The sequence below is a fragment of the Amycolatopsis sp. NPDC006125 genome (assembly GCF_040614195.1).
Lineage (GTDB): Bacteria > Actinomycetota > Actinomycetes > Mycobacteriales > Pseudonocardiaceae > Amycolatopsis_E > Amycolatopsis_E tucumanensis.
Genome location: NZ_JBEXTZ010000040.1, coordinates 32,976 through 55,717 on the forward strand (window position 1 = coordinate 32,976; position 22,742 = coordinate 55,717).

Here is a 22,742-nt window from a genome sequence, read left to right on the forward strand (position 1 = left end):
TCGCGCCCGGCTCCTAATGGATCCATGGGTTCGGCCGTCCGCAAGGTGACACGACGCTCCTTGTCGCTGGCGAGCCTGGACCTGAATCTCCTGGTGTTCCTGCGGGAGCTGCTGCGCGAGCGCAACGTGACCCGGGCGGCCGAGCGGGTGGGCGTGAGCCAGCCGACGGCCAGCGCCGCGCTGTCCCGGCTGCGCCGCCACTTCGACGACCAGCTGCTGATCCGGTCCCGCGGCTCCTACGTGCTGTCCCCGCTGGCGGCGCAGCTGGCCGGGCAGGTGGAGCCGTTGTGCGCCAGCCTGGAACGGTTGTTCGCCACCACGCCCGGCTTCGACCCGGAGTCCTCGGAGCGCGAGTTCACCCTGCTGATGCCCGACTACGTGCTCGCCGCCTACGGGGAGCAGCTGTCGGCGGCGATGTACGCCGCGGGGCCGAACATCCGGATGCACGTGCGGGTGGTGCGGGAGCGGCTGCCCGCCGACATCCCGGAGACGCTGCGGGTGATCGACGCGATGATCTGCGCCGCGAAGCCCGAGCTGCACGCGCCCGGGATCAACTCGCTGGAGCTGTTCCGGGACCGCTGGGTGTGCGTGGTGTCCGCCGACAACCCGGTCGGCGACCGGCTGGAGCTGTCCGACCTGGAGCGGCTGCCGTGGGTGGTGCCGCACCACCCGGACGGTGGTTATCCGGCCACGTCGCCGCTGGGGCCGCTGATGGCGAGGCTGTCCGCGCGTCCCCGGGTGGCGGTGCGGGTGGACAGCTACCAGGCGACGCCGTACTTCATCGCCGGGACCGACCGGATCGCGGTCATGCAGCGGCGGCTGACGCGCTACCTGGCCGGCCGGTCGGACCTGCGGATCCTGGAGTGCCCCGGCGACCCGCCGCCCATCGTGGAGATCATGTGGTGGGACGAGCGCAAGGAACACGACGAGGCGCACCGCTGGCTGCGGCAGGTGGCCCGCCAGGCGGCGCACCACTCGGACCGCCCGTGAGCGCGCTGCGGCCGGCCGAGCGGCTGGTCTTCTTCTCCGACGCGGTCGTGGCGATCGCGATGACGCTGCTGGTGCTACCCCTGGCCGACTCGGTGTCCGAGCTGGTGGTCGACGGGCAGCCGGCGGCCGAGGCGATCAGCGGCAACCGCTGGCAGATCGTGAGCTTCCTGCTGAGCTTCGTGGTGATCGCCCGTCAGTGGCTGAGCCATCACCACCTGTTCGAGCAGGTCCGCGCTGTCAACGCGGCCGTGATGTGGCTGAACATCGCGTGGCTGCTGACCGTCGCGGTGCTGCCGTTCCCGAGCGAGCTCACCGGCGCCTACGGCGAGGACGAGTTCGTGGTGCTGTTCTACATCGGCACGGTCCTGGTCAACACACTGTGCCTCACGGCGATGACGCTGGTGGTCCGGCGCACCCCCGGGCTGGCCCGCGACGCCTCGGCGATCGACGGCCGCTGGGTGTTCAACTCGGTGGGCGCCGCCGTCGCCCTGGCGGTGGCGTTCGTGCTGTCCGCGCTCGTGCCCGCCGCCGGTTACTACTCGCTGCTGCTGTTGTTCGTCCCACCTCAGCTGGCCCGCTTCCGCTACCGCTGAGCCTCGTGCTTCCACGCCGCGGCGATGGCCCGCCTCAGGCGGACGGGTGACGCGCCGGGTAGTCGTCGTGCCAGTGCCACCACTCGTAGGGCGGCGTCTGCGGGTAGCCCTCCGGCGAGTCCTCCCACGTCTCCTGCCTGCCCAGCGCCGTGATGTCGAGGTAGCTCCAGGTGCCCCCCATCGCCTCGTCGCCACGGTTGTTGACGAAGTAGGTGCGGAACACGCGGTCGCCCTCGCGGATGAAGGCGTTGGTGCCGTGGTACTCGGCCACCCCGAAGTCGGCGTCGAAGTCGTCCAGGATGGTGTACCAGGGCATCGTCCAGCCCATCCGCGCCTTGACCCGCGCGATGTCGGGCTGCGGCGCGCGCGAGGCGAACACCAGCGTGGTGTCGCGGGCGTTCAGGTGGGCGGGGTGCGCGACCTGGTCGGCCACCATCGAGCAGCCGACGCAGGCGTGGCCGGGCCAGCCGTGCACGCCGGGCTCGAGGAACGCCCGGTAGACGATCAGCTGACGACGGCCGTCGAACAGGCCGAGCAGATCCACCGGCCCGTCCGGGCCGTCGAACCGGTAGTCCCGGTCCACTTCGGTCCACGGCATGCGACGCCGCGCGGCGGCCATCGCGTCCTTCGCCCGCGTCAGCTCCTTCTCCTTGACCAGGAGCTCCTCCCACGCGGCCTGCCACTCCTGTCGCGAGACGATCGGGGGTGTCCTCATCGGTTCTCCACCTTCCACTGCGGATGATCACGCTGTGCCGTCCAGCTGGTCGCGCAGTTTCGCCAGCGGGTTGTCCCAGTCGCGGGCCAGCGCGGCCAGGAACTGTTGCGCCACCTGCATCGGGGCCGTCCGGAGGCGGTAGCGGACCCGCCGCCGCTCCCCCGGCTCGGCCGTGACGAGCCCGGCCTCGGCGAGCAGGGCGAGGTGCTTGGCGACGCCCTGCCGGGTGATCGGCAGGCGGCCGGCGAGGTCGGTGGCCGTGGCCGGGCCCCGCGCGGCCAGCTCGGCCAGGATCGCCCGCCGCGTCGGATCGGCCAGCGCGGCGAAGACCTGCTCGGCGACGGCCTCGGCATCACGCTGCATCGAGGTAGCCGGCCAGTTCGTCCAGTTCCCGCGCCCAGCCCCCGGTGTTGCCGTCGAACGCCTCGCGGTGCGTGTCGTCCGGCAGCTGGGCGAACCCGGTCTCCACGACGGTGAGCCGGGTACCCTCGCCGTCCGGTTCGAGGGTGAACTCCACGTAGGTCCGGCGCGGGTCGTCGTCGGGCAGGCCGTAGATCCGCCAGGTGAAGCCGAAGACCCGTGGCTCCTCGACCCGCTCGACGCGCAGGTCCTGACGGAAACCGTTGTCCCACTTCAGCTCCCCCGCGCCGCCGGGCCGCAAGTCGATCGACGCCTCCTGTCCGAACCAGGTGCCAAGCCCCTCGGCGGTGGTGAGCGCGGCCCACACCTTCGCGGGCGGGTGACCGAGCTCGACGACGCGTTCGATGCGGTCCGGGAACGCCATGACGCCTCCTGTGTCGCAACTTCTTGGTTGCCACACTATGGCAACCGGATAGTTGCGTCAACCGCTCCGCCGGATCCCCCGGTTCGGCTGTCCCGGGTAACGGCGCCGGTCACGCCCGGTAGCCTGGCCGGGTGGCAGAGTCCTTCACGCTCGGGTACGTGCCCGGGGTGACACCCGGCAAGTGGGTGCGGATCTGGGCGGAGCGCAGCCCCGCCGTCCCGCTGGAGCTGGTGCAGGTCACCGCCGCGGAGGCGGCCGGACGGGTCCGCGACCGCGAGCTCGACGCGGTGCTGCTGCGCCTGCCGACCGACCGCGACGGCCTGCACGCCATCCCCCTCTACACCGAGAAGACGGTCGTGGTCGTGCCGAAGGACCACCTGATCGCCGCGGCGGACGAGATCACCGCCGACGACCTCACCGACGAGCTGGTGCTGCACCCGCTCGACGACACCCTGGACTGGGCGCACCCGCCCGGCAAGCCGGCGCTCGAACGCCCCGCCACCACCGGCGACGCGATCGAACTCGTCGCGGCCGGTGTCGGGGTGCTGGTGGTGCCGCAGTCGCTCGCCCGGTTGCACCACCGGCGGGACCTCACGTACCGGCCGGTCACCGGCGTCCCCCAGTCTCGGGTCGCGCTGTCCTGGCTGGAGGACGAGACGACCGAGGAGATGGAGCTGTTCATCGGCATCGTCCGCGGCCGCACGGTCAACAGCACCCGCGGACGGCCGCCCGCGCCGAAGCAGTCGAAGGCGAAGCGCCCCGCGGAGGAACGCAAGCCGGCGCCGCGCCGGAACCAGCCCCGGCGCCCCACCAAGCGCGGCAAGCCCAAACGGCGGTGATACTGGCACATGGCCTACGACCACGAACTCGCCGACCGCGTCCGGGAACAGCTGTCCGGTGTGGACGGTGTGCGGGAGAAGCGGATGTTCGGCGGGCTGGCGTTCCTCGTCCACGGCAACATGGCCGTCGCGGCCAGTTCGGAAGGCGGCCTGCTGGTGCGCGTCGACCCGGACGAAGGTGAGCGCCTCCTCGGCGAGGGCGTCCAGCCGATGGTGATGCGCGGCCGCGACATGCGCGGATGGCTCCGGGTGGACGCCGCGGTCGTCCGGACCGCGGCGCGGCTCCGCGAGTGGGTGACGCGGGGCGTGTCCTACGCCGGTGCGCTTCCCGCCAAGGACTGAATCACCCCGGCGCACTCCCCACCAACGACTCGACCAGCCCCGCCACCTCCGCCGGCGCCGAGTGGTTCAGCGCGTGCGCATGCCCCGGAACCTCCGCGTACCGGCCGGCGGGCAGCCGCGCCGCCATCTCCTGTGCCCACGCCCGGGACGCGATCGGGTCCCGGCTGCCGCGCACGACCACCGCGGGGGTGGTCAGGTGCGGCAGCTTCACCTCGACGGGGTCGTCCCGCAGGTGCCGGGCGGTGGCGAGCAGCCGCCGGGGTCCGCACACCAGGTAGTCCCACGCGAGCACCACCAGCAGCGACGGCCGTTCCCGCGGAGCGTCGGCCACGAGCCGGCCGAGCTGGCGCACCAGCGACGGCGCCGTCCGGTCGGTGCTTGGGCCTATCAGCACCACCGGGCCGAGCAGCTCCGGCGCGTGCACGGCCAGGTCCACGACGATCTGGCAGCCCGCCGAGTTCGCGACCAGCACCGAGCCGCCCCGCCCGGTCTCCCGCAGCCACTCCGCCAGCGCCGTCGACAACCCGCGCACGTCCAGCGCCCGGCGCGGCCCCGGCGTGCGGCCGAAACCTGGCAGGTCCGGCGCGCTCACCCGCAGCCGCTCCCCCAGCGTGCGCGCCAGCGGACGGAAGTACCGGTGCGAGCAGCCCAGCCCGTGCACGCACACCACCTCCGGCGCGCCCGCCGGCCCGGTCACCTCGGCGTGCATCCGGGTGCCTGCCGCCCCGGTGAACTGGTGCGTGATCACCGGGAACGGGTACCGCGGCCCGCACGCTCCGAAACTGTCGGTGCCGCGTGAGACGCTCCGCGGGTGGACATCGTCTTCGACGCGGAGCTCTGGGTGTGGGACGCGCGGCGCGCCGACACCTGGACGTTCGTGAGCCTGCCCGCCGACGCCTCGGACGAGATCAGCGACCTCACCGAGGGCAGCCGCCCGGGCTTCGGGTCCGTGCGGGTGCGCGCCCGGGTCGGCGCGACCACGTGGACGACCTCGGTCTTCCCGGACAAGGCGCGCGGCTGCTACGTGCTGCCGGTCAAACGCGCCGTCCGGGAAGCCGAGGACCTGCACCCGGGCGACACCACGGCCGTCACCCTCGAAGTACTCACGAGGCCGGCGTGAACTTCTCCCGGTGGATCCGCCGCGGCGACATGCGCCGCCGTTTGAACGCCTTCACCCCGGCCTCGACCATCGCCGGCGGGCCGCACAGCCAGCCGGACCAGCCGCGTCCACTGGGGACGTCCTCGACGAACGCGTCGGTCGGGAAACCGCCCCGGTACGCCGGATCCGGCTCGTCCGACAGCACCGGCACGAACCGGAAACCCGGGTGCTCCTCCGCGATCTCGGCGAACCGGCCGAGGTCGTACAGGTCCGCCGCGCCGCGCACCCCGTGGTACAGCAGCACCTCGCGCGACGGGTGCCGGGCCAGCGCGGTGCGGGCGATGCCCACCAGCGGCGCCAGCCCGGTGCCGCCGCCGATGAGCACCATCGGGCCGCCGTCGTCTTCGTCCGGCGGCGGCAGGTGGAAGTCGCCGAGCGGCCCGGTCGCCTCGACCCGGTCGCCGGCGGCGAGCCCGTCGAAGAGCCAGCCGTCGGTGGCGACCCCACCGGGCACGCGCCGGACGTGCAGCTCCAGCACCTTGTCCTCGTCGGCGGTGTTGGCCAGCGAGTACTGCCGCCGCGCGCCGGAGCCGGGCACGACCAGCTCGACGTACTGCCCGGCCTCGAACGCCAGCGGTTCGGCCAGGCCCAGCAGCACCCGCCGGGTGTCGCGCGCGATGTCGGCGACCTCCAGCACGGTGGCCGTCAGGTCGCGCAGCGGGTGCGTGACGCGCCCGGCGTCGGCGGTGCTGCGCACCTCCGTGTCGGCGAGCGGACGGGCCTGGCAGGCGAGCGCCAGTCCGGACGCGCGTTCCTCGGCGCTGAGGGTGTCCTCCGGGGCGGCGCCGTGGTCGACCTCGCCGGAGAGCACTTGGAGCTTGCAGGTGCCGCAGGTGCCCTGGTTGCACGAGTTGGGCATCCACACCCCGCCGCGCAGGAACGCCTCGAGCAGGGTCTGGCCGGGCTCGCAGTCGACCCGCCTGCCCCCGACGCTGACCGCGAACGTCACCTCACACCTCCCAGGTGACGTGCAGCGAGGTGGGGCCGCGGAAGCCCCAGCCCCAGAACTCGACGCCCTCGCGGGTGTCGCGCTCCAGGTTCGGGATGGCCTCGAACAGCTCCTCCAGCGCGATCCGCATGACGTGGTTGGCGAAGTAGATGCCCGCGCACGCGTGGTTGCCCGCGCCGAAGGCGAGGTGCGGCAGCGGCGGGCGGTGCAGGTCGTACTGCGAGGGCGCCTCGTACTTGCCGGTGTCGTGGTTGGCCGAGCCGTAGGAGAGCATCACCGGCGTGCCGGCGGGCAGGTCGACCCCGGCGATGGTCACCGGTTTGGTGGAGATGCGCGCGGTGGCCGACCAGATCGGCGAGGTCCACCGCAGGCCCTCGGCGATCGCCCGCGGGATCAGCGTGGGGTCGTCGACGACCTCTTCCAGCTGCTCGGGCCTGCTGAACAGGCCGACCAGGGTGGAGGCCATGCCGTGGCCGGGTTCCTGCATCGCGCCGAGCAGGTACACGTAGATCGTCGGGTAGATGTACTCGCGGTCGCGGGTCTGGCCGGGCGGCATGCCGTCGTGCAGCCAGTGCGAAATGGCGCTGTCGTCGGGGTGCTCGATCCACTTGTCGATCAGCGGGTCGACGACGGCGCGGATCTCGGCCTTGGCCTGGTCGCCCTCGGCGAAGCCCTCGGGGTTGGCGAACTCGCCGTTCTCGTCGACGGCGGCGTTGGTGAAGGAGCGGTTCAGCTTGGCGAACCACTCGCGAAGCTTGTCCGAGTCGACCTCCTGCAGGCCGAGCAGGTCGCCGAGCGAGCGGACGCTGACCGGCTCGCAGTACTGCGCCACCAGTTCGGCGTGCCCGTCGTTTTCGAACCGCTCCAGGTAGCGGCGCGCGATGGGCCGCACCAGGTCGTCGATCCAGCGGTCCACCTCGGCGGGCTGGAGGGCGGGCTCGACCATGGAGCGCAGGTCGGCGTGGATGTCGCCGTTGACGCCGATGATCGCCGGGTGCCCGAAGGTGCGGCCGCCGGCCGGGGTGATGACGGCCTCGAAGTCCGGGCTGGTCGCGACTTCGCGGCAGACCTCGGCGGTCGAGGCGACGTAGGACCCCAGCACCGGCACGAAGGCCAGCGGCGCCTCCGCGCGCAGCCGCTCGTACACCTCGTACGGGTTGCGCTCGAGCTGCGTCATGGTGACCTCGTCGAGCCAGGCGAGATCGGGCCGTTCGGTCGTCGTCATCGCGGTGTCCTCCCACGTCGTTGTCCGGGATGACACGGGAGGCTAGGCAGCGCTGACCTGCGGCGCGACACGCTTCGCGCGGTCCCGGCACGGATCGCGCGGCCAGTTCGCGGCGGGTGTCTCTGGTAACCTCCTGCGCATGCCCGCACGGCGTAGTGCGCCGCCCCGGGACTGGCACCAGGCGTCCCGGAAGGTGGCGGAGGCGTATTTCCCGCACGAGCTGCAGCCGCTCGGCGGCGGCCGCGATCCGCGCCTGACGCTGCGCACGCTCGACCTCGGGCCGGTGCTGGTTGGGCACGTCGGGTGGGGCGCCGACGTGCGGGTCGCGTGCGACTACCCCGGCGCCTACGAGATCAACATGCCGCTGACCGGGCACCTGGAGAGCCGCGGCAGGCACGGGCCGGTGGTGTCGGTGTCCGGGCAGGCGACGGTGTTCCGGGCCGACACGCCCTCGCTGATCAGTCACTGGGACGCCACCTGCACGGTGCTGGGCGTGAAGTTCGACAGCGCGTGGCTGGACCGCGAGGCCGAGCGGGTGCTCGGCGGCGACCGCGTCACGCTGCGCGGCGAGCTGCCGGACCAGCTCGACCTGGCCGCCGGGCAGGGGCGCGCGTGGCGTCAGCTGGTCGGCAGCCTGGCGGCGAACCTGCACGAGCCCGGCCTCCTGGGCGACGTCGTGCGCGACCAGCTGGCCGGCGCGCTGGCGGCGAGTTTCCTGCTGGCCGGGTGCCCGGAGGCCGGTGCCGGCCCGGCCCCGCGCCCGCGGGCGATCAACCGGGTCCTGGATCAGCTGCACGACGACCCGGGCCGTCCTTGGACGGCGGGCGACATGGCCGAGGTCGCGGGCACCAGCGTCCGCCGCCTGCAGGAGGGCTTCCGGCAGTGGGTGGGCTGCAGCCCGACCGAGTACCTGCTCGGAATCCGCCTGCAACGCGCCGACGCGGACCTGGCCTCGTCGGGATGCACGGTCAGCGAGGTCGCGGCACGCTGGGGCTTCTCCAGCGCCAGCCGGTTCGCGGCCGCCTACCGCCGCCGGTACGGCGTGCCGCCCGCGCGAGCGCACCGCTGAAACCCGCCACTGAATGCGCTTTCCGCGGCCGTGGTGCGCGCGAGGAGCGAGGCCGGGAGGTCACCCGCTGACCGTTGTCAGTGGACGGTGGCGAGGACGAGGTAGCGGTCCTCGCCGTCGTCGATGTCGTCCAGGCGCCAGCCCGCCGCGGTGAGAGCGGCACGGATGTTCGGCTCGGCGCGGAGGTCGTCCGGGGTCAGCTCCCGGCCCTGCCGCCGTGCCAGCGCGGCTCGCCCGACGGGGTGGAACAACGCGAGGCGCCCGCCCGGCCCGCAGACGCGGGCGAGTTCGCGCAGGCCGGCGACCGGGTCGGGCAGGTGCGAGACCAGCCCGGCGGCGAAGACGGCGTCCAGAGCGCCGGTCCTGAACGGCAGGTGCAGAGCGTCGCCGAGGAGCAGCGCCGCCACGCGGTGACGACCGCGGGCGGCCGCCTCGGCGAGCATCTCGGGCGTCACATCGACCCCTAGAACCGTGCCCCCGGGGCCGACGGCGTCCCGCAACTCCGGCAGGGCGCGCCCGGTGCCACACGCGATGTCGGCGACCACCCCACCGGCCGGCGGAGCCAGATCCGCGACGGCCCGACGGTAGCGGGGCCCGTCGTCGGGGAACTTCAACTCCCAGGTAGCCGCACGGGGCCCGAAAAAAGCCCGCGTCGCGGCGAGACCGGTCGGTGGCACGCTCATGGGGGAAGCTTAGGCGCTGGCATCGGCCACCGGACGGATCTCGCCCGTGCCCGTCGGGGCCACCGGCCCAAGCGGAGGAACGACCGCTCCGCCTGCTCGGCCAGCGCAACCATCACCCGCGGCGACTCAACCACCGGCCGCCCCCGGCAGCGCCCGGCAGCCGCTGCGGAACGGACAGCCGCACATTCAAGACCCCGCCTCCACCGCCGCCACGCGCAGCGCCTCCACCACCCGCCGGGCAGCCTCCGGCTGCGGTCCCGGCAGGCGGGCCACCTGCAGGCGGCGCTGTTCGGCCGGGCCGCCGTGCACGGGCAGCACGCGCACGCCCGCGGGGGCCACCGGGGCGAGTGAGGCAGGCGCCGTCGTGATGCCGCATCCCGCCGAGACCAGCTGCAGCTTCGCCAGCCAATCCCGCGCTGTGTGGGCGATTTCGGGGCGCTCGTCCAGCCCCGGCCACACCCCCATCACCCGGTCGTCGCCCGTGCCGGCGATCCACCGCTGCCCGTGCAGGTCCGTGATGTCCACGAACTCCCCGCGCGCCAGCGGGTGCGCCGCGGGCACGGCGACGCACAGGCCGCGCTCGACGAGCGTCCGCACCACCAGCGCGGGGGTTTCGCTGTCCGGCGGGCGGAACGGCGGCGCGGCCGCGATCACCGCAAGGTCCAGCGTCCCGGCGCGCAGCGCCCGCACCAGCGCCGGTGTGCTGCCCTCCCGGGACACCACACTGATCGCCGGGTGCGTCTCCCGCAACGCGGCCAGCGCCCGCGGCACCAGCCCGGCCCCGGCGCTGGCGAACCACCCCAGCCGCACCACGGCGTGCTCGTCCGGCAACCCGGCCAGCTCGCGTGCGGTGGCGTCGATCTGGTCGATGACGCTCGCCGCGCGGCGCACCACCACCCGCCCGGCCGGGGTGAGCCGCACGCCGTCGTGCCGCCGTTCCAGCAGCGGCGCCCCGGCGGCGCGTTCGAGTGCCGCGATCTGCCGGGAGACCGCGGACTGGGTGTAGCCGAGCGCGGCCGCCGCGGCGGTGAGCGTCCCCCGCTCGGCCACCTCGCGGAAGACCCGCAGCGCGGTGAGCGACGCATCGGTGAAGTCCATGACGAACAGGAATACCCCTGGTGAGTTTCTTTCGCTACCCGGATGGCCCCCGGCGGCCATAACGTCGAGGTCATGAGCAGAGTCGCGGTAGTCACCGGAGCCACCCAGGGGCTCGGCCTCGCCCTGGTCGAAGGCCTCGCCCATCGTCTGTCCACAGCGGACACCGTGTACCTGACCGGACGGGACGCCGACCGGGTCCGGCAGGCCGTGGACGCCGTGCCGGCCGGCGGGGCGCGCGTCCGCGGCGAGATCTTCGACGTGGGTGAACCGGACGCCGCCGCTCGTTTCGCGGACCTGGTGCGGGAGCGCCACGGCGGGGTCGACATCGTGTTCGGCAACGCCGTGATGCGCGTGGGCCCCGACGACGACCCGCGCGCGATCATCCGCCCCTACACGGAGGTGAACAACTTCGGCACCACCCGGTTGCTGCGGGCGTTCGCGCCGCTGGTGCGCGACCACGGCAGCCTGGTGGTGGTCGCCAGTTCGCTGGGCACGCTGCACCACCTCGCCCCGGTGCTGCACCGCCGCTTCGACGGCCTGACCACGCTCGACGAGGTGGACGAGCAAGTCGCCGCGTGGCGGGACGCGGTCGAGGACGGCAGCGCCCGCGCCGGCGCGTGGCCGGGTTTCGTGAACATCCCGTCGAAGATCGCGCAGGTCGCGGCCGTGCGTGCCCTCGCCGCACAACGCCGGGACACCGATCTCGCCCGCGGGATCCTGCTGGCCGCGGTGTGCCCGGGGATGATCAACACCCCGACATCCGCGCTGTGGTGGGACGTCCGCGACGCCCCTTCACCCGCCCAGGCCGCGACGGCACTGCTGGACCTCGTGCTGGAGCCGGTGAAGCCCGAGCACTACGGCGAACTCGTCCGGTTCGGGCAGGTGGTGCCGTTCAAGCCGGAAACTGTCGGTGGGCGTCCGTAGAGTTGCGAGAGCCCGCTGTTCCGTCCTGACGGCCCGGTCCGCACCAGCACCCGCGTCACCGGTGGCCACCGCGCGAAACCATCTCGCGGAAGCCGGCCGACGGCCTGCACATGCCCGGCCCCCCGCCGCGCGCGGCGACCTACGCCGGACCGGCCCGCTGCACCACCGACGCGGAACCGGCCCCGGCGGTCGCCGTTCAGTAGCGGTACGCGGTCGCCTTGCCGGTGGCGAACGAGAACACGATGTAGCCGCCCTGGAAGTCGCTGCGGCGGCCGCCCGCGACGCCGTACTCGTCGCTCGTCGGGTAGCCCAGCCAGGACGTCTCCCAGCCCAGGGAGGCCCAGTGCGAGCGGATCACACCGTAGATCGCGTGCGCGCCGGTGGCCGGCGACCAGTAAACGGAACCGCCGCCGCTGCCGTTGAAGTGGTTGTACCGCCCCACGCCGTCGGGCGTGACCAGTTCGTTCGTCGTCGGGTAGCCGAGCGGGCCCGCTTCCCAGCCGAGCGCGCTCCACCGCGCCCGGATGGCGCCGTAGATCGCGCGGGCGCCGGTGCCCGGCGTCCAGTAGATCGAGCCGCCGCCGCTGCCGTTGAAGTGGTTGTACCGGCCGACCCCGTCGGGCGTGGCGCGCTCGTCGGTCGTCGGGTAGGCCAGCGGGCTGGTTTCCCACCCCAGCGCCGACCAGGTGTCGCGGATCGCGCCCTGGATCGCCTGCGCGCCGGTGCCCGAAGTCCAGTAGATGGACGAGTTCCCGGTGAAGTGGTTGTAGCGGCCCACCCCGTCGGGGGTCGCCTTCTGGTCCGTCCGCGGATATCCGAGCCCGGTCTCCCAGCCGCGCGCGGCCCACTTGTCGCGGATCGGCCCGTGGATGCCGCGGGCGCCGGTGTCCGGGGTGAAGTAGATCGAGGCGTTCTCGCTGAAGTGGTTGTAGCGGCCCACGCCGTCAGGCGTGCCGCGCTCGTCGGTCGTCGGGTAGCCGAACAGCGACGGCCCGCCCAGCGCGGTGAACGTGCCGTGGATGGCGCCGCGCACCCAGTAGGCGCCCAGGTCCGAGCGCCACGCGATCGTCGACCCGCCGGCGCCGAACGTCGTCGCCCGGCCGCCGCCCGGCCAGTCCGCCTCCACCGCGTACACCGGGCCCGCCGCGGCCGTGCCGACCGCGACCCACTTCTGGTGCACCGGGCTGGACCGCCAGTCCCCGGCCAGTTCCGTGGCGCGGGTGCGCAGCGCGGGCAGCTGGGCGTACCCCGCGTCGCCGGGGCACTCCGTCGCGCCGACGTCCCGGTGGCCGAACACGGTCGGCAGCGTCACCTCGGTGCCCGCCGGGTACTTGGACGTGCCGCCGCCCCGGCTGACCAGCGTGGTGGACCCGGACGGGTCGGTGTAGCCGTTGCCCAGCTTCCACGCGGTCATGCGCGCCACCGCGTCCAGCGTCGCCTCGGTCGGCGCGACCGTGCCGTAAGTGCCGAGCATCGAGATGCCGAACGTGGAGGTGTTGAACCCGCCCGCGTGCGCGCCGATCGTGGGCAGGTTCAGCCCGCCCGCGCGGCCCTCGAACACGGTGCCGCACTTGTCCACCAGGGCGTTGTAGCCGATGTCGCCCCAGCCGTTGGTGACCGCGTGGTAGTAGTAGATCCCGCGCACGAGCTCGGCCGACTGGTCGCAGGTGTAATCGTTGCTGTTGTCGGTGTGGTGCAGCGTCACCGCCTTGACGGTGGGCGCGTACTCCGGCGTCCAGGTCATCAGCGATTCGTCGGCGCCCCACTGCGCCCTGGTCACGACGGCGGGCATCGACGGCACGCCCGTCGCCTGCGCGACCATCGCGTCGGCCGGGGACGTTCCGGGGTCGACCAGCACGGCGGACAGCTCGGCGGTCACCGGGGCGCCGCCGCGTTCGGCGCGCACCTGCAGCCGGTCGGCCGGGCCGGTCCAGATCGGCTCGGTGGTGGACGGCGCGGGCGCGCCGTCCCGTCCGGAGTCCTGGCGGTCGACCGCGCGCCAGTCGCTCCACCCGCCCGCCGCGGACCGCCACCGCACCGACACCGTGTCCGGCGCCGCGCCCCGCCAGGTGAGCCCGGCCAGCGAAAACTCCTCCCGCGCAGGCACTTCCCGGGCGCCCGGCGCCACCTCGGGCACGGTCGCGAGCGCGACCGTGCTCGCCTTCGGCTCGACCGGCCTGGCAGCGGGCTGCGCCGCGGCGGGCACGGACAGCACGGCGACGGCAGCCGTCAGCACGCACAACAGAGATCCCCAGTGACGAGGGCGCACGCGAACTCCTTGGTGAAGGCACCCAACACAAACGGGAGGAGCCTACGTGACGAAACGGATCACCGGGACACCAAGATCGGAGAATCTTTCACACCGGATTCCGGTGCGGGTGGTTGGGAAATTCCCGCCGCCTTCAGTCCACAGTAGACACCCAAACTGGCCCCCGGCGCCCCGCTCGCGGCTCCCCTATCCTGACCGGGGTGCAGCCTGCCTGGGGAGGCTTTCATGCGCACGGTCCTGCTGACCTTCGTCCTCGTGATCGCCGGGCTCGCGGCCCCGGCCGCGCCGTCCGCGGCCCCGCGTCCGGTGCCGGTGATCTACGACAGCGACCTCGACGTCGACGACGCCTCGACACTGGCCTACCTGTGCGTGCAGCACCAGGAGCGCCGCATCGACCTCCGCGCCGTCACGATCACCAACAACGGGTTCGGCACGCCGGGCCGGGCGCGGCAGCACGCGCACAGCGTTCTGCGGCAGTGCGGGCTGCCGGACGTGCCGGTGGCCGACGGCTCCGGCACTGGCGTGCACCCCGCGCCCGCGGCGACGGTGCGGGACATGGAAACCGTCCTCACCGACGCGCTCGGCGACGCCGGGCAGACCCCGCCACCCGCGAAACTCACCGCGGCGCACCTGATCCGCAAGACCCTGGCGACCACGACCACCAAGGTGACCGTGCTGGCGACCGGCCCGCTGTCCAACCTCGCGTCGGCCCTGCCCGCGGGCAGCCCGCTGATCCGGCAGGTGCGGGACGTGCACGTGATGGGCGGCGCGGTGCACGCCGGCGGGAACCTGTTCGGCGAGGCGCTGCCGGGCTTCGACAACAGCCAGGAGCTCAACATCTGGCTCGACCCGCCGGCCGCGCGGGAGGTGTTCCGCGCGCTGCCGGTGACCCTGACCCCGTTGGACGCCACCGACTCCGTGCCGATCACGCAGGCCTACGTGGACCGGATCGGCGCCGAAGGCACCACGGTCAGCGCGCGCGTCGTGCACGCGATCATGACGCACCCGATCATGCGCGACGGCATCGCGCTCGGGTGGTTCTTCTGGTGGGACGCGCTCGCCGCGGTGTTCGCCTTCGGCGACGACGGCGTGGTCACCGACGTGGCGCGCGTCCGCCTGGTGGTGATCCAGGACGGGCCTTCGTCCGGGCGCACGGCGCCGGACCCGCGTGGCGACCCGGTGACGGTCGCGCTGGGCGCGGACGGCGGCCGGTTCGAGCAGGTGTTCCTGGACGGGCTCAACGGCCGCGGGTGAGTGGTATGAACAATCACCCGAAGGGGCGGGAATCATTTCCGGGCTCCCGGCCCCGCAATTCCGGCACCCGCCTCCACCTGCGGAAAGCGGGCCGTCGAGGATAGGCTCACCTAATTCCGCCGAATTGCCGCGCACTGCGGGCGGTGGCATTGTTCGAGGCACCGAACGATATCCCACCACCTGTCGTGAGGAGCGGTAATGACCACCAGCACCGAGATGCCCGCCGTGGCCGAGTGCACCGTCACCGGGTGCTCGTACAACCACGACGGATGCCACGCCTACGCGATCACCGTCAGCGGCGAGAACGGCTCGGCGGACTGCGGCACCTTCGTGCCGCTGAACACCAAGGGCGGCCTGGACCGGGTCGTCGCGCAGGTCGGCGCGTGCTCGCGCGCGGACTGCACCTACAACTCCTCGCTCGAGTGCACGGCCTCGGGCGTCCGGGTGGGGCCCGGTTCCGGCGGTCACGCCGCGAACTGCCTCACCTACACCCCGCGCTGACCGCCCAGGGCGACGAGGGCACGGCCGCACCACGCGGCCGTGCCCTCGTGCATTTCCGGCGCGCCGGGGCGAAAATCTTCCGGCGGGCTGTCGAGTCGCGGGCATCCCGTTCGTCATCCGGGAATGAGGACGACCGGGAGGACCGATGCGCTACCTGCTGATGATCTACAACTGCGAACGGCCGGAACCGTCGGATCCGGGGTTCGCGGAGGCTCTGGCCAGGGTGAACGCCTTCGCCGACGAGTTGCGCCGGCGACAGGTGCTGGTCGCGGGCGATCCGGTGCAGGACGTGCACACCGCCACGACGGTGGCCGTGCGGGACGGGCGGACGCTGATCACCGACGGGCCGTTCGTGGAGACCCACGAGCACCTGGGCGGGTACTACGTGCTGGACTGCCGCGACCTGGACGAGGCGCTGGAACTGGCCGCGTTGTGCCCGCTGGCCGAGACCGGCACCATCGAGGTCCGGCCGCTCGCGCACGTGCCCGGCGTCGACCACAGCCCCGCCGGTGCCGTCTGACGTCGTCGGGCACGTCTACCGGGAGCACCGCGCGCGGATGCTCGCGGCGCTCGTCCGGGTGCTCGGCGACTTCGAGCTGGCCGAGGACGCGCTGCAGGACGCGTGCGCGCTCGCGTTGCGTGCCTGGCGGGACGAGGTGCCCGACGATCCGGTCGCGTGGCTGCTCACCGCCGCCCGCAACCGCGCCGTCGACCGGCTGCGGCGCGACCGGGCGGGCCGGGAGAAGGAGGAGCGGGCAAACGACCGGCGGCCCGCCGTGAGCGAGCTGGGCGAAGACCGCCTGCTCGCGGTCGGCGACGAGCGGCTGAGCCTGATCTTCACGTGCTGCCACCCGGCGCTCGCGCCGGAGGCCAGGGTGGCGCTCACGTTGCAGGCCGTGGCCGGGCTGACGGCGGCGGAGATCGCGCGGATGTTCCTGGTGCCGGAGGCGACGATGGCGCAGCGGCTGGTGCGGGCGAAGCGGAAGATCCGGGATGCCGGGATCCGCTTCGCGGTGCCCGCCGACCACCTGCTGCCCGAGCGTCTGTCCGGGGTGCTGTCGGTGGTGTACCTGATCTTCACGCAGGGCTACACGGCGGGACCGGCCGGCACGTTGCGGGCCGAGGCGATCCGGCTCGCCAAACTGGTCGCGGCCCTGATGCCGGACGAGCCGGAAGCGCTGGGGCTGGTGGCGCTGCTCCTGCTGCACGACTCGCGGGCCGCCGCGCGCCACTCCCCCGCCGGCGAGGTGGTGCTGCTGGCCGACCAGGACCGCGGGCGCTGGGACCGGGCCGCGATCGCCGAGGGGGTCGGCGTGCTCGACCGCGCGCTGCGGCTCGGGGCGCCCGGCCCGTACCAGCTGCAGGCGGCGATCGCGGCGCTGCACGCGCAGGCGCCGTCCGCCGAGGACACCGACTGGCCGCGGATCGCCGCGCTGTACGCGGAGCTGCTGCGGATCACGCCGTCGCCCGTGGTGGCGCTCAATCACGCGGTGGCCGTCGCGATGACCGACGGGCCTGCCGCCGGGCTGGCGCTGCTCGACCGGATCGACGGGCTCGACCGCTACCACCTGCACCACGCCGCGCGGGCCGACCTGCTGCGGCGGCTCGGCCGCCCCGCGGAGGCCGCCGCGGCGTACCGGCGGGCGCACGAGCTGGCGGCGAACCCGGCCGACCGGGCGTTCCTGGCCGCGCGGCTGGCCGAGGCCCTTGAGCTGGCCGACGAGTCCGACTGCTGAAGGCCGCGCCGTATAGGTCGTTATACATCATCAGTGGCGGCAGGCGGGCCGGGTCCACAGAGGACTGACGACACCGGGATTGTCCCGCCGGGGAGGCACCGCTACCCTCGGCGACCATGCATCCGTTCCGGGAAGCCGTGGAAGCACGCGACGAGACCCGCATGGCCGCCCTGCTCGCCGACGACGTCGTGTTCACCAGTCCGGTGGCCTTCAAGCCGTACCACGGCAAGACCGTGACCGCCGCGATCCTGCGCGCCGTGATGCGGGTGTTCGAGAACTTCCGCTACGTGCGGGAGATCGCCGACGCCGGCGGGCGCGACCACGCGCTCGTCTTCGAGGCGACGGTCGACGGCAAGGAGCTCACCGGCTGCGACTTCCTGCACCTCGACGAGCACGGCCGGATCGACGACTTCATGGTGATGGTGCGGCCGTTGTCGGCGGCCACCGCGCTGGCCGCGCGGATGGGCGAGCAGTTCGAGCGGATCAACGCGGAGGTCGCCGCCGAGCTCGGCGCGCACTGAGCCGTCGCCTCAGCCGAGCCGCCGGGTGGTGATGTGCACGCCGTCGACGAGGCGGCCCCCGGTGGTTGCGGCCGCGGCGAGGCAGAACCGCACCCACATGTTGAGCTGCACCTCCTTCGCGAAGCGCAGGCGGGCGTAGAGCAGGTGCACCAGAGCGCTCGCGGCCCTGGCCCACAGCTCGATCTCGAACACCAGCAGGTCCCCGTCGGCGTGAGCGCGGAACTGCACCTGCCCCGCCTCCAGGTGCCCGCGCAGCGTCACGAGCCGCACGGTGGCCGGGTCCCGGTAGGCGATCCGCACCGGGCCGTTCCACGGGCCGGGCATCTCCACCACCAGCTCGTCCCCACTCCGTCCGTTGTGGACGTCGACCACCTCGCCGGGCACGAAGTGCTTGAAGTCGCCGACGACGAGGCCGACGAGCCGCGCCGGGTCCATCTCCGCTCCGGCCACCCGCACGCGGAAGCGGCGGTGGAACAGCGGTCCCCGGCCGTCCAGCTGCACCCGGTCGTCGAGCACGCCGGGCGGCAGCGGCGGTGGCCGGTCCTCCTCGCCGCCCGGGCCCTCGTGGCGGTGCAGCGGCGTGGTCGACCAGACGTAGCGCCACGTGACCAGCACGGTGCCCGCGAACAGGCGCCCGGCCACGGCGAAAACCCGGCGTGGTGAGGGCATCGGTGGACTCCCGTGGGTGAAACAGCGATTTCCGGGTACAGCACAGCAGTTACCCGCACATCCACGCCCGACACGGAGACGTCCATGGTCGTTCGGCTGCTGCACCGGGCACACGTGCGCGGCGCCCACCTGCACCTCGCCTCGCTGGCGACCATCGGCCTGTGCCTCGGCCTCTGGATCCGCGCCAAGACGGTCGACCAGGACGAGCGGGGCAACGCCGAACGGCGCGCGTTGTTCGTCGGTCTGTGGCCGCCCACCCTGTGGGTCATCGGGGACTCGCTGGCGGAGCACGAGTGACCCGCGCCGGCCGGTGGGTCTTCGGCAGGCTCGACGCCGGACAGGCGTGGCGGGACCTGGCGGGCAAGGGGATCAACTACGACGTGTCCGAGGTGCGCGGGCCCGCCTGGAACATCGACACGCACCGCCACGCCCTGCCCGCCGAACGGCCGGGGCCCCCGGAGCCGGACGGTTCGTGGGAGCAGGCGTGCCGGCTGGTGCGCGACTACGAGTTCTCCCCGCCGGAGATCGTGCGCGCGCTCTACGACCCGGACGCGCCGCTGGCCGGCCGCGACATGCTGCTCGAAGCCCGGTGGCACGCGATCCACTTCTACTGCGGGGTCCGCGTCACCGAGGTCGTCGACGAGACCCGGGACGACGGCCGCCGGGTCTGGGGCTGGGCGTACGAGACCCTGGACGGCCACCTCGAGCGGGGCAAGGTGACCTACCAGGTCGTCAAGCACCCCGGCAGCGGCCAGGTCGAGTTCGTCGCCGAGAGCTACTCGCAGGGCGCGCCGTCGCTGGGCCGGATCACCTTCCTCGGCTGGCGGCTGTTCGGCCGCCGCACCCAGTTGCGCTTCTACCGCCGCTGCGGCGAACGGCTGCGGGCGTTCACCGAAGCCGCGCTGCGCGGGGAGACGGTCCCGGCGAGCCCGCCTCCGCGCGTCGGGCCGCTGGTGACCGCGCCCTCCGACACGAGCGTCTCCCGCCTGGACAGCCTGGCGATCCACCGCGTCGGACCGGGCTGAGCCCGGTTGAACCCCGCTCAGCCGGGAAGCCCGCGGGAAAGCCACTCCGGGAGGCAGCACCATGTCGCACACACCCACCGCCGCGGGCACCGCCCGCACCGTCACGCAGACCCTCGCCGCGGTCGTCGCCGTCGTGTTCCTGCTCGTCGGGATCGCCGGGTTCATCCCGGGCCTGACCACCCACTACGACCAGCTCACCTTCGCCGGCCACCACTCCGGCGCGATGCTGCTCGGCGTGTTCGCCGTGTCGGTGCTGCACAACCTGGTGCACCTCGCGTTCGGCATCGCGGGCCTGGCGCTGGCCCGCAGCGCGCGCGGCGCCCGCGCCTTCCTCATCGGCGGCGGCGTCGTGTACCTGGTCCTGTGGCTGTACGGCCTGCTCGTCGACCACGGCTCGGGCGCCAACTTCGTGCCGGTCAACGACGCCGACAACTGGCTGCACCTCGGACTGGGAATCGGGATGATCGTGCTCGGGCTGTTCCCGTTGTCGGCGGGCCGCCCCCGCGCCGACACCCGCTGAGCCCCGGCCCGCCGCCGCGGGCGGGTGGCAGGATGAACCCATGAGCAACGTGGAGGCGGACCCCGCCGAGCTGGTGTGCGGCGACCCGCCCGCGCCCGCGCCCGCGCGCACCGTGACCGTGCTGTCGCCCCGGGACGTCCCGCTGGGCGGACCGCGCGCGATGCGGGTGCGCCGCACCCTGCCGCAGCGGCAGCGATCCCTCATCGGCGCGTGGTGCTTCGCCGACCACTACGGCCCGGAGGACGTCGCGGCCACCGGCGGCATGGACGTCGCCCCGCACCCGCACACGGGCCTGCAGACCGCGAGCTGGCTGTTCACCGGCGAGGTCGAGCACCGGGACAGCCTCGGCACGCACGCCTTCGTCCGCCCTGGCGAGCTGAACCTGATGACCGGCGGGCACGGCATCGCGCACTCCGAGGTGTCCACACCGGACACCACCACGTTGCACGGCGTGCAGCTGTGGATCGCGCTGCCGGACGAGCACCGGCACACCGCGCGCGACTTCCGGCACTACGCGCCTCCGCTGGTCGAGGCGCCGGGCGCGACCATCCGCGTCTTCCTGGGCAGCCTGGCCGGCAGCACCTCGCCGGTGCCGGCCTTCACGCCCCTGCTCGGCGCCGAGCTCACCCTGGCGCCCGGGGCGCGACTGGAGCTGGACGTCGACCCCGCGTTCGAGCACGGCGTGCTGCAGGACATCGGCGGCGTGACCGTCGCGGGCACGACGCTGGCCGGCGGCGAACTCGCCTACCTGGCGCCCGGTTCGCCCACCCTGGAGCTGGTCAACGACGGCACCGGCCCGGCGCGGGTCCTCCTGCTCGGCGGCACGCCCTTCACCGAGGAAATCGTGATGTGGTGGAACTTCGTGGGCCGCACCCACGACGAGATCGCCGCCTACCGCGAGGCCTGGCAGGCCGGGTCCGACCAGTTCGGGCGCGTCGAGGGCTACCAGGGCGCGGTGTCCTGGCTGCCCGCGCCCGAGTTGCCCCACGCGCGCATCAAGCCACGCCGGAACCCGACGGCGTAGCGCCGCTGCGGGTTTTCGGCGTGCCGCCGCAGGGTAGACAGCACCAGCCGCCTTGAGCAGACAGGGCGCAGAGGGGACTGGCGGCACGTGGAGATGACCGATCCGGACCGCGCCGCGCTGGTGCTCGACTTCGCGCCCGGCGACGTGCCCCCGCTGGTCGCGGTGCGGCGCTGGGCGGCGTCGGCACTGGCGGACCTGGGCGAAGACCACCTGACGGCGGTGCTGCTGGCCGCCACCGAGCTCGTCACCAACGCCTACGACCACGGCGGCGGCCCCCGGCGGCTGCGGCTGCGCCGGGACGAGGCCCCCTGCCGGATCCACCTCGAAGTCGACGACGACTCCACGCTGATGCCGGTGCTGACCGGCAGCAGCCCGGCGGACCGGCGCGGGCGCGGCCTGCGCATCGTGGATGCGGTCGCCCAGGACTGGGGCAGCCGGCTCTCCCCGGACGGCGGGAAGACCGTGTGGGCGACCATCGACTGCGCCGCCTACGGCTGGGCCCCCTGCCCGACCGCGCCGCCCGAGGTGTGAGCCGCCCCGCGCGCGCCGGCCCGGATAACCTGGGTGCCATGACGGAAGCCGCGGTCACCCCGGACCCCGACGTCGTCCGCGCGCTGCGGGCGTTGTCGAACCCGGTGCGCCTGCAGCTGCTGTCCTGGCTGCGCGAGCCCGAGCGGCACTTCCCCGTGGACCGGGCGATCGCCGATCCGGCCGAGGTCGGCGTGTGCGTGAGCCACATCCAGGCCAAGGCCGGGCTGGCGCAGTCGACGGTGTCGGCGTACCTGGCCGAGCTGCAGCGCGCGGGCCTCGTGCGCGCCACCCGGGTCGGCAAGTGGACCCACTACAAGCGCGACGAGCAGCGCATCGCCGAGCTCGTCGCCGTCCTCGGCGAGACCCTGTAGCGCTCCCCTGTTCCCCCGTGCCGGAGCCCACACCCGATCATATCGAGAATCTGCGATACTTCGATCCATGGATGATCTGGGCACATTCGGCATCTACACGTTCGACTTCGAGCACCAGCCTGCCGCGCTGATGCGCGAGTCGGTGCGGGAATTGGAAGAGCAGGGCTGGCGCGCGTTCTGGTTCCCCGAGGTGGGCGGGCGCGAAGCGTTCACGCAGGCCGGCGTCCTGCTCGCGGCCACCGAGCGGCTGCGGGTCGTCAACGGCATCGCGCAGATCTGGTCCCACCCGGCCCACTCGGCGCACGGCGCGGCCGCCCTGCTGGCCGACGCCTACCCCGGCCGGCACGTCCTCGGGCTCGGGTTCGGCGGCGAGCCGCACCCCGGGGTCAAGCCGCTCACGGCCATGCGCGAGTACCTCGACGAGCTCGACGCGCGGGAGTCGGCGGCGCCGATCCGCCGCATCCTGGCCGCCTACGGCCCGAAGATGCTCGAACTCGCCCGCGACCGCGCCGCGGGCGCGCAGACCTACCACGTCAACGTCGAGCACACCGCTCGCGCACGCGAGACCCTCGGCCCGGACGCGTTCCTGGCCGTCGAGCACGCCGTGCTGTTCGAGACCGATCCCGCGAGGGCCCGCGCGGTCGCCCGGGAGCACCTGCACACCTACCTGACCACGCCGTACAACATCGCGAAGTTCCGGCGCCTCGGCTACACCGAGGACGACCTCGCCCGCGGCGGCAGCGACCGGATCGTCGACGACCTCGTGTTCTGGGGTGACCTGGAGGCCATCACGGGCAAGCTGCGCCGTCACGTCGAGGCGGGCGCCGACCACGTCGTCGTGCAGGTCATCGGCATCGAGCCGGGGGCGACCGCACGGCCGTTCTGGCGCGAACTCGGCGAGGCGCTCCTCCGTCAGCGGGTTTCCTGTGGACTTCCTCAGGATGGATAGCG

General features: G+C 73.4%; 29 protein-coding genes. 19 read left to right on the forward strand and 10 right to left on the reverse strand.

Annotated elements, in window-relative coordinates:
* Positions 1-45: 45 nt before the first annotated feature.
* Both ABZ193_RS21265 and ABZ193_RS21270 read left to right on the forward strand, forming a co-directional pair.
* A complete protein-coding gene (locus ABZ193_RS21265) occupies positions 46-990 on the forward strand; it encodes a LysR family transcriptional regulator (protein ID WP_027936136.1) in 945 nt (314 codons plus the stop codon).
* Entirely contained in the window at positions 987-1,583 is a 597-nt protein-coding gene (locus ABZ193_RS21270; RefSeq protein WP_020419846.1) for a TMEM175 family protein, read from the forward strand. Before ABZ193_RS21265 ends, ABZ193_RS21270 begins: the two co-directional genes overlap by 4 nt.
* 34 nt (positions 1,584-1,617) lie before the next feature.
* Here ABZ193_RS21270 and ABZ193_RS21275 read toward each other — a convergent pair whose 3' ends face one another.
* The 3 genes from ABZ193_RS21275 to ABZ193_RS21285 are packed head-to-tail and all read right to left on the reverse strand — an operon-like array spanning position 1,618 to position 3,082.
* The gene (locus ABZ193_RS21275; RefSeq protein ID WP_354711190.1) at positions 1,618-2,298 is read right to left on the reverse strand and encodes a DUF899 domain-containing protein; all 681 of its coding nucleotides are present in this window, start codon (positions 2,296-2,298) and stop codon (positions 1,618-1,620) included.
* 27 nt (positions 2,299-2,325) lie between these two features.
* Entirely contained in the window at positions 2,326-2,661 is a 336-nt protein-coding gene (locus ABZ193_RS21280; protein WP_237334676.1) for a metalloregulator ArsR/SmtB family transcription factor, read from the reverse strand.
* Positions 2,651-3,082: an SRPBCC domain-containing protein gene (locus ABZ193_RS21285; protein WP_020419849.1), complete on the reverse strand. Its 432-nt coding sequence runs from the start codon at positions 3,080-3,082 to the stop codon at positions 2,651-2,653. The genes ABZ193_RS21280 and ABZ193_RS21285 overlap by 11 nt, the downstream gene beginning before the upstream one ends.
* Before the next feature lie 131 nt (positions 3,083-3,213).
* Here ABZ193_RS21285 and ABZ193_RS21290 point away from each other — a divergent pair, with 131 nt between their 5' ends.
* Both ABZ193_RS21290 and ABZ193_RS21295 read left to right on the forward strand, forming a co-directional pair.
* Positions 3,214-3,921 carry a LysR substrate-binding domain-containing protein gene (locus ABZ193_RS21290; protein WP_354711191.1) on the forward strand — a complete coding sequence of 236 codons (708 nt, stop codon included), beginning with the start codon at positions 3,214-3,216 and terminating at the stop codon, positions 3,919-3,921.
* 9 nt (positions 3,922-3,930) lie between these two features.
* A complete protein-coding gene (locus tag ABZ193_RS21295) occupies positions 3,931-4,263 on the forward strand; it encodes a TfoX/Sxy family protein (RefSeq protein ID WP_354711192.1) in 333 nt (110 codons plus the stop codon).
* A gap of 1 nt (position 4,264) precedes the next feature.
* On the opposite strand, the gene ABZ193_RS21300 is transcribed toward ABZ193_RS21295, so the two are convergent.
* Positions 4,265-5,011 (reverse strand): alpha/beta hydrolase, encoded by a 747-nt coding sequence (locus ABZ193_RS21300; RefSeq protein WP_354711193.1) that lies wholly within the window; start codon positions 5,009-5,011, stop codon positions 4,265-4,267.
* Between the two features lie 63 nt (positions 5,012-5,074).
* Here ABZ193_RS21300 and ABZ193_RS21305 point away from each other — a divergent pair, with 63 nt between their 5' ends.
* The gene (locus tag ABZ193_RS21305) at positions 5,075-5,383 is read left to right on the forward strand and encodes a DUF1905 domain-containing protein (protein ID WP_020419853.1); all 309 of its coding nucleotides are present in this window, start codon (positions 5,075-5,077) and stop codon (positions 5,381-5,383) included.
* Here ABZ193_RS21305 and ABZ193_RS21310 read toward each other — a convergent pair.
* Both ABZ193_RS21310 and ABZ193_RS21315 read right to left on the reverse strand, forming a co-directional pair.
* On the reverse strand, positions 5,367-6,371 hold the full coding sequence (locus ABZ193_RS21310) for a 2Fe-2S iron-sulfur cluster-binding protein (RefSeq protein ID WP_354711194.1): 1,005 nt from the start codon (positions 6,369-6,371) through the stop codon (positions 5,367-5,369). The two genes, ABZ193_RS21305 and ABZ193_RS21310, sit on opposite strands and share 17 nt — an antisense overlap.
* Before the next feature lies 1 nt (position 6,372).
* Positions 6,373-7,596 (reverse strand): cytochrome P450, encoded by a 1,224-nt coding sequence (locus tag ABZ193_RS21315; protein WP_020419855.1) that lies wholly within the window; start codon positions 7,594-7,596, stop codon positions 6,373-6,375.
* 139 nt (positions 7,597-7,735) lie between these two features.
* Between ABZ193_RS21315 and ABZ193_RS21320 the strand changes: the two genes are divergently transcribed.
* Entirely contained in the window at positions 7,736-8,665 is a 930-nt protein-coding gene (locus tag ABZ193_RS21320; RefSeq protein WP_237334670.1) for an AraC family transcriptional regulator, read from the forward strand.
* Between the two features lie 77 nt (positions 8,666-8,742).
* Here the strand turns inward: ABZ193_RS21320 and ABZ193_RS21325 are convergent, their stop codons facing one another.
* Both ABZ193_RS21325 and ABZ193_RS21330 read right to left on the reverse strand, forming a co-directional pair.
* Positions 8,743-9,348: a methyltransferase domain-containing protein gene (locus ABZ193_RS21325; RefSeq protein WP_354711195.1), complete on the reverse strand. Its 606-nt coding sequence runs from the start codon at positions 9,346-9,348 to the stop codon at positions 8,743-8,745.
* 186 nt (positions 9,349-9,534) lie between these two features.
* Positions 9,535-10,446, reverse strand: coding sequence for a LysR substrate-binding domain-containing protein (locus tag ABZ193_RS21330; RefSeq protein WP_354711196.1), 912 nt, complete (start codon positions 10,444-10,446; stop codon positions 9,535-9,537).
* A 72-nt stretch (positions 10,447-10,518) separates the two neighbouring features.
* Between ABZ193_RS21330 and ABZ193_RS21335 the strand changes: the two genes are divergently transcribed.
* A complete protein-coding gene (locus tag ABZ193_RS21335) occupies positions 10,519-11,370 on the forward strand; it encodes an SDR family NAD(P)-dependent oxidoreductase (protein WP_354711198.1) in 852 nt (283 codons plus the stop codon).
* 196 nt (positions 11,371-11,566) lie between these two features.
* On the opposite strand, the gene ABZ193_RS21340 is transcribed toward ABZ193_RS21335, so the two are convergent.
* Positions 11,567-13,606 (reverse strand): N-acetylmuramoyl-L-alanine amidase, encoded by a 2,040-nt coding sequence (locus tag ABZ193_RS21340; protein ID WP_354711200.1) that lies wholly within the window; start codon positions 13,604-13,606, stop codon positions 11,567-11,569.
* Between the two features lie 258 nt (positions 13,607-13,864).
* Here ABZ193_RS21340 and ABZ193_RS21345 point away from each other — a divergent pair, with 258 nt between their 5' ends.
* The 5 genes from ABZ193_RS21345 (at position 13,865) to ABZ193_RS21365 (ending at position 17,651) form a co-directional block, all read left to right on the forward strand.
* Positions 13,865-14,893, forward strand: coding sequence for a nucleoside hydrolase (locus ABZ193_RS21345; RefSeq protein ID WP_354711202.1), 1,029 nt, complete (start codon positions 13,865-13,867; stop codon positions 14,891-14,893).
* Positions 14,894-15,091: 198 nt separating this feature from the next.
* The gene (locus ABZ193_RS21350) at positions 15,092-15,394 is read left to right on the forward strand and encodes a DUF1540 domain-containing protein (protein WP_020419862.1); all 303 of its coding nucleotides are present in this window, start codon (positions 15,092-15,094) and stop codon (positions 15,392-15,394) included.
* A gap of 145 nt (positions 15,395-15,539) precedes the next feature.
* The gene (locus ABZ193_RS21355) at positions 15,540-15,914 is read left to right on the forward strand and encodes a YciI family protein (protein ID WP_020419863.1); all 375 of its coding nucleotides are present in this window, start codon (positions 15,540-15,542) and stop codon (positions 15,912-15,914) included.
* Positions 15,904-17,130 (forward strand): sigma-70 family RNA polymerase sigma factor, encoded by a 1,227-nt coding sequence (locus ABZ193_RS21360; RefSeq protein ID WP_354711204.1) that lies wholly within the window; start codon positions 15,904-15,906, stop codon positions 17,128-17,130. Before ABZ193_RS21355 ends, ABZ193_RS21360 begins: the two co-directional genes overlap by 11 nt.
* 116 nt (positions 17,131-17,246) lie before the next feature.
* Positions 17,247-17,651 (forward strand): nuclear transport factor 2 family protein, encoded by a 405-nt coding sequence (locus ABZ193_RS21365; protein ID WP_020419865.1) that lies wholly within the window; start codon positions 17,247-17,249, stop codon positions 17,649-17,651.
* 9 nt (positions 17,652-17,660) lie between these two features.
* Here ABZ193_RS21365 and ABZ193_RS21370 read toward each other — a convergent pair whose 3' ends face one another.
* Positions 17,661-18,320, reverse strand: coding sequence for a DUF1990 domain-containing protein (locus tag ABZ193_RS21370; protein ID WP_354711206.1), 660 nt, complete (start codon positions 18,318-18,320; stop codon positions 17,661-17,663).
* 84 nt (positions 18,321-18,404) lie between these two features.
* Between ABZ193_RS21370 and ABZ193_RS21375 the strand changes: the two genes are divergently transcribed.
* The 7 genes from ABZ193_RS21375 (at position 18,405) to ABZ193_RS21405 (ending at position 22,740) form a co-directional block, all read left to right on the forward strand.
* A complete protein-coding gene (locus tag ABZ193_RS21375) occupies positions 18,405-18,617 on the forward strand; it encodes a hypothetical protein (protein ID WP_020419867.1) in 213 nt (70 codons plus the stop codon).
* A complete protein-coding gene (locus ABZ193_RS21380; RefSeq protein ID WP_354711208.1) occupies positions 18,614-19,345 on the forward strand; it encodes a DUF1990 family protein in 732 nt (243 codons plus the stop codon). Before ABZ193_RS21375 ends, ABZ193_RS21380 begins: the two co-directional genes overlap by 4 nt.
* 61 nt (positions 19,346-19,406) lie before the next feature.
* A complete protein-coding gene (locus tag ABZ193_RS21385; protein WP_020419869.1) occupies positions 19,407-19,865 on the forward strand; it encodes a DUF4383 domain-containing protein in 459 nt (152 codons plus the stop codon).
* A gap of 40 nt (positions 19,866-19,905) precedes the next feature.
* The gene (locus tag ABZ193_RS21390) at positions 19,906-20,889 is read left to right on the forward strand and encodes a pirin family protein (RefSeq protein WP_354711209.1); all 984 of its coding nucleotides are present in this window, start codon (positions 19,906-19,908) and stop codon (positions 20,887-20,889) included.
* Positions 20,890-20,982: 93 nt separating this feature from the next.
* A complete protein-coding gene (locus ABZ193_RS21395) occupies positions 20,983-21,420 on the forward strand; it encodes an ATP-binding protein (RefSeq protein WP_354711211.1) in 438 nt (145 codons plus the stop codon).
* 38 nt (positions 21,421-21,458) lie between these two features.
* Entirely contained in the window at positions 21,459-21,791 is a 333-nt protein-coding gene (locus ABZ193_RS21400; protein WP_020419872.1) for a metalloregulator ArsR/SmtB family transcription factor, read from the forward strand.
* Positions 21,792-21,858: 67 nt separating this feature from the next.
* Complete coding sequence (locus ABZ193_RS21405; protein WP_354711212.1) at positions 21,859-22,740, forward strand: TIGR03620 family F420-dependent LLM class oxidoreductase; 882 nt, start codon at positions 21,859-21,861, stop codon at positions 22,738-22,740.
* The last annotated feature ends 2 nt before the right edge of the window (positions 22,741-22,742 follow it).

Bases quoted from the DNA above. Each gene is read 5' to 3' on its own strand.
- ABZ193_RS21275 (WP_354711190.1), bottom strand. From the start codon at position 2,298: ATGAGGACACCCCCGATCGTCTCGCGACAGGAGTGGCAGGCCGCGTGG.
- ABZ193_RS21280 (WP_237334676.1), bottom strand. From the start codon at position 2,661: ATGCAGCGTGATGCCGAGGCCGTCGCCGAGCAGGTCTTCGCCGCGCTG.
- ABZ193_RS21285 (WP_020419849.1), bottom strand. From the start codon at position 3,082: ATGGCGTTCCCGGACCGCATCGAACGCGTCGTCGAGCTCGGTCACCCG.
- ABZ193_RS21295 (WP_354711192.1), top strand. From the start codon at position 3,931: ATGGCCTACGACCACGAACTCGCCGACCGCGTCCGGGAACAGCTGTCC.
- ABZ193_RS21315 (WP_020419855.1), bottom strand. From the start codon at position 7,596: ATGACGACGACCGAACGGCCCGATCTCGCCTGGCTCGACGAGGTCACC.
- ABZ193_RS21320 (WP_237334670.1), top strand. From the start codon at position 7,736: ATGCCCGCACGGCGTAGTGCGCCGCCCCGGGACTGGCACCAGGCGTCC.
- ABZ193_RS21325 (WP_354711195.1), bottom strand. From the start codon at position 9,348: ATGAGCGTGCCACCGACCGGTCTCGCCGCGACGCGGGCTTTTTTCGGG.
- ABZ193_RS21330 (WP_354711196.1), bottom strand. From the start codon at position 10,446: ATGGACTTCACCGATGCGTCGCTCACCGCGCTGCGGGTCTTCCGCGAG.
- ABZ193_RS21335 (WP_354711198.1), top strand. From the start codon at position 10,519: ATGAGCAGAGTCGCGGTAGTCACCGGAGCCACCCAGGGGCTCGGCCTC.
- ABZ193_RS21345 (WP_354711202.1), top strand. From the start codon at position 13,865: ATGCGCACGGTCCTGCTGACCTTCGTCCTCGTGATCGCCGGGCTCGCG.
- ABZ193_RS21350 (WP_020419862.1), top strand. From the start codon at position 15,092: ATGACCACCAGCACCGAGATGCCCGCCGTGGCCGAGTGCACCGTCACC.
- ABZ193_RS21355 (WP_020419863.1), top strand. From the start codon at position 15,540: ATGCGCTACCTGCTGATGATCTACAACTGCGAACGGCCGGAACCGTCG.
- ABZ193_RS21365 (WP_020419865.1), top strand. From the start codon at position 17,247: ATGCATCCGTTCCGGGAAGCCGTGGAAGCACGCGACGAGACCCGCATG.
- ABZ193_RS21370 (WP_354711206.1), bottom strand. From the start codon at position 18,320: ATGCCCTCACCACGCCGGGTTTTCGCCGTGGCCGGGCGCCTGTTCGCG.
- ABZ193_RS21375 (WP_020419867.1), top strand. From the start codon at position 18,405: ATGGTCGTTCGGCTGCTGCACCGGGCACACGTGCGCGGCGCCCACCTG.
- ABZ193_RS21385 (WP_020419869.1), top strand. From the start codon at position 19,407: ATGTCGCACACACCCACCGCCGCGGGCACCGCCCGCACCGTCACGCAG.
- ABZ193_RS21390 (WP_354711209.1), top strand. From the start codon at position 19,906: ATGAGCAACGTGGAGGCGGACCCCGCCGAGCTGGTGTGCGGCGACCCG.
- ABZ193_RS21395 (WP_354711211.1), top strand. From the start codon at position 20,983: ATGACCGATCCGGACCGCGCCGCGCTGGTGCTCGACTTCGCGCCCGGC.
- ABZ193_RS21400 (WP_020419872.1), top strand. From the start codon at position 21,459: ATGACGGAAGCCGCGGTCACCCCGGACCCCGACGTCGTCCGCGCGCTG.
- ABZ193_RS21405 (WP_354711212.1), top strand. From the start codon at position 21,859: ATGGATGATCTGGGCACATTCGGCATCTACACGTTCGACTTCGAGCAC.